Genomic DNA, 12,712 nt, shown 5'->3' on the forward strand with positions numbered 1-12,712 from the left:
CGAGACGGTCTGTTTTTTCATAAACGAATCAGGATGATGCCACCTAGCATGACAAGTAGACTGACGATCTGCACACCAGTGACCGGTTGTTTTTTCGCACCGAACCAGCCGAAACGGTCAATCAATAGACTGCCAGTCAGAAGACCGATCGTGACGATGACGACAGCGAGTCCTGTACCAACGAGCGGAACGATGAAGGCATTACCGGCAACGAACAACGCACCGATCAACCCACCGATCCAAATCCAGGCAGGTAAGGATTGCGACCGATCGATGTGCCACTTCGTTCGGAGGATCAGATTCAGCAATAACAAGGTGATCATCCCGATGACAAATGAAATCAAGGCGCCTTTGACGGCTGACCCGAGAACACTACCGAGATGACCATTGATCGCCGTCTGGGCAGCACTCATCATACCGGTCAGAATCCCGAGCAGACGCCAGACAAGCACCGAGTTTTCTGATGATGCCACCTGTTGCTTCCGCCGTCGTGCGAAATAGTCACCAAGCGCGACCGTCCCGACGACACCGAGTAACACAAGCACTGCGCCGATGACTCGTGTCAGTGAGAGTGAGGTGACCGTTGACTCAAACAATCCGAAATGATCGATCAACAGTCCCATGATGACCTGACCGAAAATGGGCATGATGACCGTTTGGACGCCTCCGAGTCGTGGAAACAACAAGATGTTCCCGGTCAAATAGATGACGCCGAGCAGTCCCCCACCCCAAATCCAGAACGGTTCATCGGCAGTAGCCGTGAGACCTGTGAGATTCCCATCGACGAGCAACACGAGAATCAGTAAGAAGAGTGAGCCGATCGAAAAGGAAATCAGCGAAGCGAGGAACGGCGAACCGACGACGCCCCGCAGTCGTGTATTGACACTCGTTTGAACCGGTACGAGCAGACCGATGATAAATCCAATGATGATTGCAAGCATACGAGGACCTCCTTTTTCATGTGCCCCTTCATCATACGGTAGCGGCTCATGTTGAAGCGACCGGAATGCTCAAAAAGGAGCCGGTTCATCGACCGGCTCCACGGATTAGATCTTTTTCCACGACTTCGGATAGGTCCGGAGTTCCTTCTTCGTTGGATGCTCAGCATCGAGACGTTTTCCGTTTCGTTCAAGCAACATATCGGACACGAGCAAAACAATCGCAAGAACGACATAGACGGCAAAACTGAGGAAGAATGGCAAGTCGAATACGATGATCAGTGGGAAAAATAATCCCATTAAGATCACGAACAAAAAATCGGTCACATACTGCCATTGAATGATTTTTTTCATCTGTGGTTCTACCGTTAATGCCATATCACGTTCGACTTCTTGCGAGTGAATCCGCGCAATCCAGACCAATGCTACAAGTAAAAAGAACAATGGCCAGTACACGTCCCGATTGGCGACGACTAATAAGATACTGACGCCGTACAGCAACGAGCTGTACAAACGTGGTTTGACGAGTTGACGCTTTTCTTCTTGAATGAACGCGATGCGTTCGGCTTTCGTTTTCACCTATATTCCCCCAAACGGATGTAACATCTACTATTAATTCGATCGAACCGTCCGAGATCGACCGATGTACTCGACTTTATTTTGAAGTACACGATACATCCGGTATTCTCCCGTCGGTGCCGACTTCAGCTGAACGGCAATCTGATGACGTCGTGATTTCGATGATTCCGACGCTACGAAGTACGGTTTGACCGATGCGATATCATCGCGTCCAAACTGCTTCGTCACGTGTCGAACGACTTGTACTTCAACAATCTGTTCATATGTCGCATCCCGTTCATCTGCGATCATCCACCAGCCGACACCGCTAATTATTACGAGTAATAGAATCGCCCCGATCGTTTTTCGCATTTCGATCCCCCCGGTTCACGTGCCCTTATTTACTGTTTCAATTCGTGAACGAGGTTTTCCTGCTTTCGTCGGGTGACGAACCAAGCGATGCTTATGACAAGCACTATTAAACCGACAATGGTTCCGGCAATCGTCGGTACGTTGAAGTAAAATGATCCCGCATCATCAATCCGTGTCACGAAGAAGGTCGCCCCGATACCACTGATCAGTCCAAAGGTGATGCCGCTCCCAATGAATAAGAGCATTTGAATGAGTGTCAGCTGACGGAGCTTGTTCCGTGTCAACGCAATCGTTCGTAGCAAAGCATACTCACCTCGTTTTCCACTCACGAAACTGAGTAAGGCGTTCGCAAGTCCGAACCAGACGGATCCACTCATGACGACGAGCGCAATCAAGAAGACGAACCAGCGTTCCGTCGTTTGTTGCTCCGCATCGCGAAGCGCGTCAGATAGTCGACTCACTTGCAATGTCGGATAACTTTCTGTGATCTCTGATAATGTTGTGGTCACTTGCGCCTTCGTTAACTCGGACGGAACGTCGATAAAGACATTCAAGATGTGATCGTTTGGTTGCCGCAGTTGCTCGTTCCGCCAATCCACGAGGACGTCTGGTGCTATCTTCTTTTCAATTCCAACGATTCGGAATTGACCGACCGAAACGCTTCGTTCTTGTTCCCCGTCCCATCGCCCGAGCGGCAACATATCGCCTTTTTGAAGACTGTGTGTTTTAGCAAAGGCACGTGAGACGATGATTCCTTCTGCGTCACTCGTCTGTTCTCCCGCTAAGACATCAAGACGACGATAATCCGTCACTTCGTATTCGATCGAGACATCTTCTTGAGGCGACTGGTATTCGAAGGAATTGCGAGACGACAGGAAGGTCGCTCTTGCGCCAGGTAGGTCGGTTTCAATTTGTCGAATCAATTGCAACGGGTTTCCTTGCGATCCTTCATCCAAACGACTCTTTAGGACGACTTCTGTCGGATATTGGCTGATGATGTACTTCCGCTCGTTTTGTTGCACCGTCTCAAGGAACGTCGATCCGATGACGACGATGATCATCAATACTTGAACGATCAGCATCAACCAGGCATTTTTCCGAAGTTGCGGCAACACACCCCGGAAGGCAACGAAACTCGTCGGTCCCGCTAACCGACGAACAATCGGTTCCGCTCGCTGGAGCACTCCCTTCAAGAGGAGTGGCGTCGCAAGATACATCGTCAGTAAAAAGGCGACGGTTGCACCGAGCCAGGCGATCGCCCGTGACCCACCCGTACTGGCAATCACTTCAGCGAATAATACTAAGCTGACAGTCAATCCACTACTGAACAGGACGAGACGTTTTCGCCGGGTCGGTCGTGACGCCGTTTTCAGATTTTCTCGCAAGACGTGGAGTGGTAACACATCCCGTTTTCGATAAGCCGTACTCGCAAGCAACAGCAGAATCAACAAAGCACTACCGAACGTTACGAGCATCAAGAACGCTCCCTGATCAATCATGAGGGAGACGATCATTTTACCCTCTGTCGGCCATACGAGTTGACCGAGTAACGGGAAGAAAATACTGCCTAGAATCGTAAGCATCATTCCGGCTAAGACAATCAATCCAGATTGAACGAAGAACAGCTGAAACAATTGCCGGGTCGTTGCTCCAAGCGTCCGCATGATCGCAAATTGAACAGCATGTTTACGTAAATACAAGTCGAAGTTCGCCATCAAGATGAAGCCGGAGACGACAAGGATCAGTACTGACAAGATTCCGATGTAGCCGTTCAGCGCCGGTGAGAGCGCTTGCCCTTCCGCAAGTTCAACCCGGAGCTTCGGATTCGCTTTGAAGAGTGTATCGGCATAGTGGACGAGATCCACCTCTTTTTTTAGATTGAGCAAGACGGCTTTCGTTTCGATTGGATGGTTCTTTTTCAGATCAGCATACGAAAGCAAGACTTGATCGTGCGAAGCTTCAGATGTTTTTGCATTTGGTAAAATCTCACGGATTCGATACGTCGCTTCTCCAACGCGAAGCGTTTGTCCGACACTACGATCAAGCGACGTCGCGAGTCGAGCTGACACGATCGCTTCTCCCTGTTTCAAATCGTTCATGAAATGATACCGACTTTTCGTCAGAGCATCCGAATGAACTCCCATCGTTTCCACGTCGGCCATCGTTTGACCAGCGACGCGCGCTGTCGTCTGTAAGATCGACTCTGCGCTCAAGACATCGTGATCCTTTTTAAGTTGCTCCAACACGGACTGATCCATCCGCTCGTCTTCAGGTGTATATTTGAGCGTCAGATCGACTTGACCATATCTTTGTTCACGATCCGCTTCGATTGCGGCTTGATTATGTAGTAAAAAAATGACCATCGTTAAAACGAGACCAATCGAAATCATGACGCTTCCGATTGAGGTCACTAAAATCATCGGACTTTTACGGTACAGTCGGTGGGAAAGACGGAAGAGATGTTGTCGTTTCATACAGCCCCCACGAACTGCTCGTATGTCTCTAAGATCGGCGCCACGTCACCGGTCGACAGCTGATCGGCGACGATCTGTCCGTCATGGAAATACAGCACCCGCTTCGCATGAGCGGCTACGGTCGCATCATGGGTCACGAGCAGGATGCTCGTCTGTTGTTCGCGATTAAGTTCTTGTAGCAACTGCATGATTTCCGCAGATGTCTTGAAATCGAGGTTCCCTGTCGGCTCATCCGCTAAGATGATCGGTGGTCGACTGATCAAGGCACGTGCGATCGCAACACGTTGTTGTTGTCCACCCGACAGCTCTTGCGGTCGATGATTGTTCCACTTCGTCAGTCCGACTCGTTTGAGCCAAGTCTCTACCTCTTGATTGATCGTTTTATCATCCGTCCCCTTCAACATCAACGGTAAGGCGATATTCTCATGCACCGTCAAGTCATCGAGTAAATGAAACGATTGAAAGATGAAGCCGATATGTTGTTGTCGGTATAACGTCGCAGCGGGTTCAGTGAAGATGTCGCGTTGCCGTTTTTCTTTTAAGGTCAACGTTCCGCTGGTTGGCGCGTCAAGCGCTCCCAGGATATTCAACAGTGTACTTTTCCCGGAGCCACTCGTGCCCATGATGGCGATGAACCCTCCTTCCTCTAACGTAAAGCTGACTTGCTTCAATGCATGGATCGTCTCCTTTCCACGTATGTAGGTTTTTGATAACCGTTCGACTTCTAATAAAGCTGACACACGCATCCCTCCTTAGTTATTCCGTCTTTATAATAACCATAATAAGGATTATTTAGAAGTAAATGCAAAAAAACTCCTCATCCAAACGACGAGGAGTTACTGGTTATTGTCGAACATATTTCAAAGGAATCAAATCCGCAATCCGGACTTTCGTCAATTGATCGTCGATCGTCAAGAGGACAAATGCGTCCGGTGCATAGTCGGAAATCAATTCGCGACACATGCCACACGGACTGACGACACGAATCGTTCGGTCCGTCTCATCCGAATAGGGATGTCGGACAGCGACGATCGTCTCAAAATCCGTCAATCCATCCGTGATGGCGGAACCGATCGTGATGGCTTCCGCGCACACCGTCACCCGTCCGATATAGGCTTCGACATGAACACCTGTTTTTATTGCGCCATCTTTTGTCCGCAATGCAGCTGCGACGTGATGTTTATCGTCAGCGTAACGGCTTTGAATCGTTTCGGTTGCTAGTTCGACCAGTTGCAGGTCGGCTTCTTTGACACTCCCACGGCTAAAGCCGTAAGCTCATTCTTCGGGATGAGTGGGATTCCAAAGTGCTTGTGCGAGCGCAGTCCATTTCTGTTTTGCTCAAGCCTTCAGATGAGGGTGTGCCATCACCCCTCCTAAGACAGACCATATAGGTTCTCAGGCTGATTGACTATTACCATCAACCACAGGTGCGTATCGAATGTTCATCGCACCGACGATGTCTCTGTGTTTCTTGAATCCACATGAACAAGAATATGTTCGATCTTTCGCTTTGTTTCTTTTGCCGCAGGAAGGGCATGTCTGAGATGTATATGCCGGATTGACATATTCAACTTTAATCCCTTCTAATTTTGCTTTGTACTCAATAAATGTTGCTAAGCGATAGAATGACCACGTGTGTAGATTCTTATTGTTTTTACGGCTTGTTCTTGCCGTCTGTCGGATGTTCGCCAGTCTTTCGAGGCAGATGACAGAAATGTTGTTTTCTTTTGCAAACTCAACGATTTCACGACTGACTTTGTGATCCTTATCTTTCATCCAACGTTGCTCTTTATTATCTAACTTCTTGATAGCCTTTAACTTTTTCTTTTGACCGAGATCTTTTCGTTTTGCACGAAACTTTCGTTTCTTATACTTATTTTCTCGACCGTTACCAAAGAACCTAACTCGATCACAATCTGTAGTAGCGACTGCTGGAATCTTTAATCCCAGATCAACTCCTATTGTTTTTATTCCTGTTTTCTCTGTTGTCAAAATCGTGACAGCAATTTGTGCATCCATTTGTTCGATTTTTTGATAATCCGGAGTGCTCCGAGTTTGTTGTTCAATAGTGAAAAAATACGATTGTCTTGATCGACTATCTCGGCGCGGATTGCCGTTTTCTTCGCTTTACCGTTTATCATGATGGGTAGAGAAATCGACTCGAAATCGAACGAATAGTTCTGGTTGTTCCATGTGCAGTACGGTTTCTTGAGAATAGGGATGATTCCAAACTGTGATTTTTTCGCTTTCTTGAAAACACTTTGGGCGTCCTTGATAGCTTGGTTCTTGACGGCGCTAGGCAAACGAACGTGAACATTCTTGCTTGTCATTTTTATCATTGTTTCTGCCTCTACCATGTCTGAAACAAGCTGGTTGACCGCGTGAATATAAGCCCCCATCATACTTTCCAAAATAGGCTGCTGTTCTCTAGTAGGAAGAAGCTTGATATTTACCGTCAATGTCTGAGACACGGTTTCACCCCCTTGTTTTTTGTTGTTCGACATAACGTCTGATTGTCTCACTCGATACATTTCCAGCAGTAGAGACGAAGTAGGAACGCGTCCAAAGACTTGGCAAATGTTGAAGATGAGGAAATTCTTCTCTCAACTTTTTAGAGGTCACTCCTTTAAATTTTGCCATGATGTCAGCAGGGCTAAGTGTTGGTAGAGTATTGAGAAACATATGCGAATGATCTTTATCGCATTCCAAAGCAATCACCGTGATCTCCAACTCTTCACATACCTCCCGTACCAATTGTTACGTGCTTCGACATCCTTACGAAGAAATATCTTTCTTCTGTATCGAGGGCAGAATACAAAATGATATTTAATCAAAGAAACGGTCGTGTGAGTTCTTCTGTAGTTGTTTTCCATAACATGATTGTGTCAGTTCATATGATTAGTTGAAACGAAAAACTTTCGGATACATGAAGTGTCAAAACCGGTGGTTTATTACTGATACTCCGTATCCGACATAGCTTTCATCCCACCCCTAAAGGAGTGGGCTTTCCCGCTATGAAGTTCTGTAATCGGATAAGTCTGCATATCGTACTCCTTACATGTCTTTTTTCTTATAGGTCAAACCGATGAATTGTGCTTTTTCATTGAACAGTCGACGGTAGGATAGAAAACCAACGAGGACCGATGCCATCGCCGCCGTCGTCAAGATCAGGAATAGAATCAATAGTTGATAGAGGACCGCTTCCATTGGATCCGCGCCACCGATGATCAACCCACTCATCATCCCTGGCAGTTGGACGAGCCCCATCGTTTTTTGCGCTTCGATTGTTGGAATCATACTTGTCCGGATTGCGCCTTTTAAGCTCGTATCAATCGCTGTCTTCGCATCTCCACCGAGTGAAAGAATCAGTTCGATGACCTCGTCGCTTCGTTCGACCTCGTCCTTGAACTTATTGAGAAACAATAAGGACAAGATCATACAGTTTCCGATGACCATCCCGCTGATTGGAATGACTTGCTGGGCTTCGAACGGAATGATTCGTAACCCGAGCAAAATGCCCATCGTCAATGCTTCGACCGCAATCAGTGTGAACAAGATGATCCACTGGATCCCGGGAATCCCGTCCCCTTTACGGATGACGTTCAGTGTCGCTGCACCGATCATCAACAGAATCATCAGTAACATGAAAATTGGACTTCCGCTTTCAAAGACGAACGTCAAAATATAACCGATGATCAACAGCTGTACAATCGATCGAACGGTTGCGATGATGATGTCCTTCTCTAGACCCAGCCGTAACGTCCGCGCTAAGACAAGGGGGATCAGAATGAAGATGAGCGAAGTTGCCAGTTGGAGGTAACTCATATCGATTCCCCCTTCAAGAATGCTTGTGTCTCTGCTTGACCACCTGAAGCGAGTTCTTTAAAAGCACCAGACTCGATCAATCGTCCATCCTTTAAAAACCAGATGTCGTCGCTGACCCGCTTGGCTTGCTCTAAGTCATGCGTAATCCAAATGATCGTCGTCTGTAACTCCTGCTGCAAATCAAGAATTAACTTCTCAATCTCCTGTACCATCCGGTAATCAAGACTTGCCGTGATTTCGTCGAGCAACAGGACGTCCGGACGATTGACGAGTGTTCGTGCGATTCCGAGTCGGCTCCGTTCGCCACCGGACAAATCTTTGACCGGTCGCTCAAGTTCGACGGATAGGTCAACTTGTTGTAACAAACGTTCCGCTTCTTCGCGCGGTAACGATTCACCGAAGATCGATTTCGGCAAATTGATATTATCGTAGACGGTACCTGGAATCATCGGCGCGCTTTGGAACGCCATCCCGATCCGTTTGCGGACATCGAGCAGATCCATCTGTTCAAGTGGTTCGCCTCGAAAACAAATTTCGCCGCGATCGGGAGAAATCAGTCCATTGATGTGCTTCAAGGTCGTGGATTTCCCGGCACCACTTGGTCCGACGAGCGTCGTAATGAGACCTTCGCGGAACTCACCTGTTATTTCGTGTAAGATGTGTTGATAGCTGACTTCGTGAAACGTAAGAATCGACATACTGTGTGTTCACCTGACTTTCTACAAGTTTCGAGTAATACTCCTGTAAAGTTGTACCCGAAAATTCGTCACCTTAGTACGTCAAGCAACACTTCCTTACGAATGGATGATCTCTCCGGCAAAATCATACGGTACCGTTCGACCAGCAAAGAACGATTCTTTTGACGCTTCCGGAAGATTGAGGTGTTTGAACGCTTCATCACGATCCATCCAGACGAGTCCAGAAATCTCTTCCGGAACATTCGTCTTCAATTGACCAGAACTGATTTCTCCCGCGAAGAAGAAAAAGAGACAATGTTCCCCCGCTTGCGGGAAGAATGCTTCTGCCACATGGACGATGTCACCTGGAATGATCGTAAATCCTGTCTCCTCCAGAACTTCACGCGTGATTGCCGTATGTAGCGTTTCGTCACGTTCGACCGTCCCGCCTGGAAGTGTATAATAGTCACCGTGATCGCCACGATTCTCAACCATCAATAATTGATCGCCTGTGGTATTGAATAATGTCGTATAGACGATGTTTTTACGGATATTCATGTTCGTCCTCCTATTTTCTTCTTTCCGTCTGAATGATACAAAATAACGGATCCAGTTGAATCTCACTGATGCGGTAATATTCATCATCACTATGATCAAGTAACAGACGTTTTCCGTTTTCTTCAACATATTTTAAGGATTGAATTGTTTCAATTCGTAATCGTGACAGCGTCTCCCCAGTCGGTCGGAGGACATGGAGTTCCATTTCAGTAAATGCCGGATACAGAATAAACTGAATACGCTCTTTTGAGGAGTTGTGTAACATGTATTTAGACCGCTGATAGAATGCTTCTTCCTCCGGAAACTCAAGAATCGGCTCTACTCCGAAAAAATAGAGGCTTTCTAACTCTTCTGGTATATGAATTTTCTTGTCGTCCTTCATTATATCGATGTACCGTCCTGTAAAATTATCTTCCAAGTCTCCACTTCTGATGTCAAAAAGTTCACTAATTCGCTCACCTCTCCTTCAGTCGGCAAGAAAGATACACCCGCTCTCGCGTAGACATCTTGAACCGAATGGGTTTGACTAAGCGCCAAGGCTGCGATGAAGTCTTTCAGTGTTTGGTCAGGGTCTTTCGTGAAACGATGATACAACTGAAGAGCGGCAATCTGAGCAATCGCGTACTCGATGTAATAAAACGGTGTCTCAAAGAGATGGATGACACTCATCCATTCGTGGCCTTTCCAATCGGGTGTTTCCGACCAATCGATGACGTCCGTATCGTATGATTCTCGGAAATCGGCATAATAGGCATGTCGTTCTTTTGGATCATGACCCGGGTGAGCATAGAGCCATGATTGAAAACGATCGACGATGATCGTCTCGGGTAAGAACTCGACAATGGAACGCATCTGTTCGAGTTTTGCCCGGGCAACGTCTTTTTTATCCGGAATCACCTGATGCCATTCGTTCATCGTCAACAACTCGAGCGACATGGCAGCGAACTCCCCTACTTCAAGCGGAATCGGTTGTAGTCCGTCGTACGTTTCTTTCATCGCATCATGATGGACGGCATGGCCGATCTCATGCATGAAGATGACGAGATCATCAAACGTATCGATGCGATTCATGAATAAGAACGATTGCTGTTCGACCGGTAAATACTCACAAAATCCTCCGCCGGCTTTGTTCGACCGGGCACCGATATCGAGATGATTCCTATGTCGCATTTCTTTTAATACGTCCGCAAAATATGGATGCACGCTCTCGAGAATTGCTTGTGCCTTGTCTAAGAATGAAGTGTCAGAACCGGTCGCGTGATGATCAATCTGTGTATAGGCCGATTGCCGGACGTCCCACGGATGGAGCACCTGTTTGCCGAGAAACGTTTGTTGTTCGCGCTGAAATCGCCGTTTGACCGGTAGAAAGTCGGATTGAATGATGGTGGCGTAATGATCGACATCTTGACTCGTATAATCGACGCGTCCGAGTTCTACAAAAGCTAGTTCCTCGTAACCGTTCTTACCACTTGCAGTGGCACGCGCTTGTCGTAACTCAACGAGTCGTGAAAACAACGGTTGAATGACGGATTCCTTCATGCGGAATGCTTCCTCAATCGATAAGAGCGCTTGTTTTCGAGTTGATTCATCCGCGTCAAATAAAGCAGCATAGAGATCCGAAACCGGCTCTCCCGATTTTGTCAGCATCGTCGCCTCAATTCGGAGATAGTCTTGAATAAGACAAGCTTCCTTTTCTGTCACACTTGTTGCTCTGAGTGATTGTTCAAAACGTGCTCTCGTTCGAAGTGTGACGTCATCACGCGAGACGAGATCCATTTTTACGGAACGTCTCAACGTATCGAGCTTATCCGATAGCTGCTGACGCCCTTGTTCGTATTCAGAAGTAGTACCGGAGTCTGTAACGTCCTGGAGATACGTGATTTTTTGTTTGAGCAATGTCTCTTCCATTTGGAGAATCGAAGCGATTCGGTGCGCAACATCCTCATCATTATAAAAAATATCGTTTACAGGTGACTGAGATTTCATCGACGTATTTCACATCTCCTTTCATCTTATTTTAGTATACAGTTTATGCCATTCATATGATGGGTTTACGAATAAATGACCACTATATTGTCCTTTTTGACTATTATAGTTGTCAAAAAGACCATGATAAGTTACATTATATAGGAGGTGAATCCCCATATGAAATCCAGGTTAAAAGAATTACGTGCCCGTCACGGGTGGAATCAGTCTGAACTGGCACGACGTGCAAACATTTCGCGCCAGACGATCAGCTTAATCGAACGCGAAGAATTCATGCCGTCGCTATTGATCGCTGTCAAAATTTCTCGTGTGTTTGATACGCCGTTAGAAGACATCTTTTATTTCGATGAGGAGGAATTAACATGAACAAGGAAGCAGGCAAGGTCATCATCGCAGCTTTACTCGGTTTCATTAGCAGTTATTTCGTCATGTTTGTCCTCAAAAATACCAATTTGTCACAGTTTGAACGATCGCTCTATCTTGATTACATATTCACTGGTCTTTTGGTTATCTTGACGATCTTGACTCTCAGTTACGTCGTACGCTATTTACAAATTCGTCAATTGACTCAACGCTCTGTTTCTTCCGACGAAGAGGACGCGATTGACGATCAAGTGAATCGCTACTATGCGGACGGCATGATGATCGTGCAGTTCTCCAATCTCCTCAGTATCGGGCTCGCTTCTTTTAGCATCATTGAAAACCAGTTCGGTCTTCATTTGATACTGAGTGGATTCTTTTTCGTCATCAGTTGTATTTCCTCGATTTATTTTCTCAATCTTATGCGCCAGATCTATCCCAACCGCTATTTCCCAAAGTATTCGGAAAAGAACTATGCTGAAAAGCTATTCGCTGCCTCAGATGACGGAGAACGTCACGTCATGTTCGAAGGTCTGATTCGGTCACAGTCCCTGTTACAATTTTTATTGATGGGTATCATTGTCGTATTAGTCGTGTATTCGTCTGAGACCGGTCAATCTCAGATCTTTGCAATCAGCTTATTGATTATCGCCTTGATCTGGAGCAACGCAAAATATTTTCTCCATGTACGCAATCGCTAAAAAGGAGCATCCGGTCCGTCGACCGGGTGCTCCTTTACATGCCTTCAAAAATCACGATGATTTTGTTGCTGATGGACATCATGCTGGTTCAATGTATATTCCTGATCGTCGAGCGAGCGATGTTTCGATTGACTCCGCGCTGAAATGAACCAAACGACTCCACCAACGGCGAGAAAAATAGCAATGAAGATCATAGACACCCTCCTTTAGATTCCTTTTTTACTTTATTCTTCCAACACTCTGGTTTTTCCTTTACGATAAGA

Annotated in this window: 13 protein-coding genes and 3 pseudogenes; 2 read left to right on the forward strand and 14 right to left on the reverse strand. The window is 46.6% G+C overall.

The genetic code is table 11. The annotated features are described in order from the left end of the window. Positions 1–17 precede the first annotated feature (17 nt). The 13 genes and pseudogenes from KNQ03_RS02195 to KNQ03_RS02255 all read right to left on the reverse strand — a co-directional run bounded on the left by KNQ03_RS02195 (position 18) and on the right by KNQ03_RS02255 (position 11,388). Positions 18–941, reverse strand: a complete 924-nt coding sequence (locus tag KNQ03_RS02195) for a DMT family transporter (RefSeq protein ID WP_064299785.1) — start codon at positions 939–941, stop codon at positions 18–20. Between the two features lie 105 nt (positions 942–1,046). Then, entirely contained in the window at positions 1,047–1,517 is a 471-nt protein-coding gene (locus KNQ03_RS02200; RefSeq protein WP_149427462.1) for a hypothetical protein, read from the reverse strand. A gap of 33 nt (positions 1,518–1,550) precedes the next feature. Next, positions 1,551–1,868: a hypothetical protein gene (locus tag KNQ03_RS02205; protein ID WP_149427464.1), complete on the reverse strand. Its 318-nt coding sequence runs from the start codon at positions 1,866–1,868 to the stop codon at positions 1,551–1,553. Between the two features lie 29 nt (positions 1,869–1,897). Further along, positions 1,898–4,342 carry an ABC transporter permease gene (locus KNQ03_RS02210; RefSeq protein ID WP_214723363.1) on the reverse strand — a complete coding sequence of 815 codons (2,445 nt, stop codon included), beginning with the start codon at positions 4,340–4,342 and terminating at the stop codon, positions 1,898–1,900. Beyond that, positions 4,339–5,088 carry an ABC transporter ATP-binding protein gene (locus tag KNQ03_RS02215; protein ID WP_214723365.1) on the reverse strand — a complete coding sequence of 250 codons (750 nt, stop codon included), beginning with the start codon at positions 5,086–5,088 and terminating at the stop codon, positions 4,339–4,341. The genes KNQ03_RS02210 and KNQ03_RS02215 overlap by 4 nt, the downstream gene beginning before the upstream one ends. A 97-nt stretch (positions 5,089–5,185) precedes the next feature. Next, positions 5,186–5,581, reverse strand: a pseudogene (locus KNQ03_RS02220) (cytidine deaminase); the annotation flags it as partial. A 156-nt stretch (positions 5,582–5,737) separates the two neighbouring features. Continuing rightward, positions 5,738–6,813: pseudogene (locus KNQ03_RS02225) on the reverse strand (RNA-guided endonuclease TnpB family protein). Positions 6,814–6,817: 4 nt separating this feature from the next. After that, a pseudogene (gene tnpA, locus KNQ03_RS02230) lies at positions 6,818–7,215 on the reverse strand (IS200/IS605 family transposase). Positions 7,216–7,396: 181 nt separating this feature from the next. Then, positions 7,397–8,167: an ABC transporter permease gene (locus KNQ03_RS02235; protein WP_214723367.1), complete on the reverse strand. Its 771-nt coding sequence runs from the start codon at positions 8,165–8,167 to the stop codon at positions 7,397–7,399. Further along, positions 8,164–8,865 carry an ABC transporter ATP-binding protein gene (locus KNQ03_RS02240; protein WP_214723369.1) on the reverse strand — a complete coding sequence of 234 codons (702 nt, stop codon included), beginning with the start codon at positions 8,863–8,865 and terminating at the stop codon, positions 8,164–8,166. Before KNQ03_RS02240 ends, KNQ03_RS02235 begins: the two co-directional genes overlap by 4 nt. Positions 8,866–8,961: 96 nt before the next feature. Beyond that, complete coding sequence (locus tag KNQ03_RS02245; protein WP_167507577.1) at positions 8,962–9,402, reverse strand: NUDIX domain-containing protein; 441 nt, start codon at positions 9,400–9,402, stop codon at positions 8,962–8,964. Between the two features lie 10 nt (positions 9,403–9,412). Then, a complete protein-coding gene (locus KNQ03_RS02250; RefSeq protein ID WP_214723371.1) occupies positions 9,413–9,784 on the reverse strand; it encodes a hypothetical protein in 372 nt (123 codons plus the stop codon). Beyond that, positions 9,784–11,388 carry a M3 family metallopeptidase gene (locus tag KNQ03_RS02255; RefSeq protein ID WP_214723373.1) on the reverse strand — a complete coding sequence of 535 codons (1,605 nt, stop codon included), beginning with the start codon at positions 11,386–11,388 and terminating at the stop codon, positions 9,784–9,786. The genes KNQ03_RS02250 and KNQ03_RS02255 overlap by 1 nt, the downstream gene beginning before the upstream one ends. Before the next feature lie 159 nt (positions 11,389–11,547). Here KNQ03_RS02255 and KNQ03_RS02260 point away from each other — a divergent pair, with 159 nt between their 5' ends. Continuing rightward, on the forward strand, positions 11,548–11,754 hold the full coding sequence (locus KNQ03_RS02260) for a helix-turn-helix transcriptional regulator (protein ID WP_023468455.1): 207 nt from the start codon (positions 11,548–11,550) through the stop codon (positions 11,752–11,754). Continuing rightward, complete coding sequence (locus KNQ03_RS02265; protein WP_214723375.1) at positions 11,751–12,449, forward strand: DUF3169 family protein; 699 nt, start codon at positions 11,751–11,753, stop codon at positions 12,447–12,449. The genes KNQ03_RS02260 and KNQ03_RS02265 overlap by 4 nt, the downstream gene beginning before the upstream one ends. 44 nt (positions 12,450–12,493) lie before the next feature. Here KNQ03_RS02265 and KNQ03_RS02270 read toward each other — a convergent pair whose 3' ends face one another. Further along, the gene (locus tag KNQ03_RS02270) at positions 12,494–12,643 is read right to left on the reverse strand and encodes a hypothetical protein (RefSeq protein WP_023468457.1); all 150 of its coding nucleotides are present in this window, start codon (positions 12,641–12,643) and stop codon (positions 12,494–12,496) included. Positions 12,644–12,712: the final 69 nt, after the last annotated feature.

The organism is Exiguobacterium sp. s143 (assembly GCF_018618895.1).
Lineage (GTDB): Bacteria > Bacillota > Bacilli > Exiguobacteriales > Exiguobacteriaceae > Exiguobacterium_A > Exiguobacterium_A abrahamii.

Excerpts from the sequence above, each read along its gene's own strand:
- KNQ03_RS02195 (WP_064299785.1), bottom strand. The coding sequence starts at position 941 with ATGCTTGCAATCATCATTGGATTTATCATCGGTCTGCTCGTACCGGTT.
- KNQ03_RS02205 (WP_149427464.1), bottom strand. The coding sequence starts at position 1,868 with ATGCGAAAAACGATCGGGGCGATTCTATTACTCGTAATAATTAGCGGT.
- KNQ03_RS02210 (WP_214723363.1), bottom strand. The coding sequence starts at position 4,342 with ATGAAACGACAACATCTCTTCCGTCTTTCCCACCGACTGTACCGTAAA.
- KNQ03_RS02215 (WP_214723365.1), bottom strand. The coding sequence starts at position 5,088 with ATGCGTGTGTCAGCTTTATTAGAAGTCGAACGGTTATCAAAAACCTAC.
- KNQ03_RS02235 (WP_214723367.1), bottom strand. The coding sequence starts at position 8,167 with ATGAGTTACCTCCAACTGGCAACTTCGCTCATCTTCATTCTGATCCCC.
- KNQ03_RS02240 (WP_214723369.1), bottom strand. The coding sequence starts at position 8,865 with ATGTCGATTCTTACGTTTCACGAAGTCAGCTATCAACACATCTTACAC.
- KNQ03_RS02245 (WP_167507577.1), bottom strand. The coding sequence starts at position 9,402 with ATGAATATCCGTAAAAACATCGTCTATACGACATTATTCAATACCACA.
- KNQ03_RS02250 (WP_214723371.1), bottom strand. The coding sequence starts at position 9,784 with ATGAAGGACGACAAGAAAATTCATATACCAGAAGAGTTAGAAAGCCTC.
- KNQ03_RS02255 (WP_214723373.1), bottom strand. The coding sequence starts at position 11,388 with ATGAAATCTCAGTCACCTGTAAACGATATTTTTTATAATGATGAGGAT.
- KNQ03_RS02260 (WP_023468455.1), top strand. The coding sequence starts at position 11,548 with ATGAAATCCAGGTTAAAAGAATTACGTGCCCGTCACGGGTGGAATCAG.
- KNQ03_RS02265 (WP_214723375.1), top strand. The coding sequence starts at position 11,751 with ATGAACAAGGAAGCAGGCAAGGTCATCATCGCAGCTTTACTCGGTTTC.
- KNQ03_RS02270 (WP_023468457.1), bottom strand. The coding sequence starts at position 12,643 with ATGATCTTCATTGCTATTTTTCTCGCCGTTGGTGGAGTCGTTTGGTTC.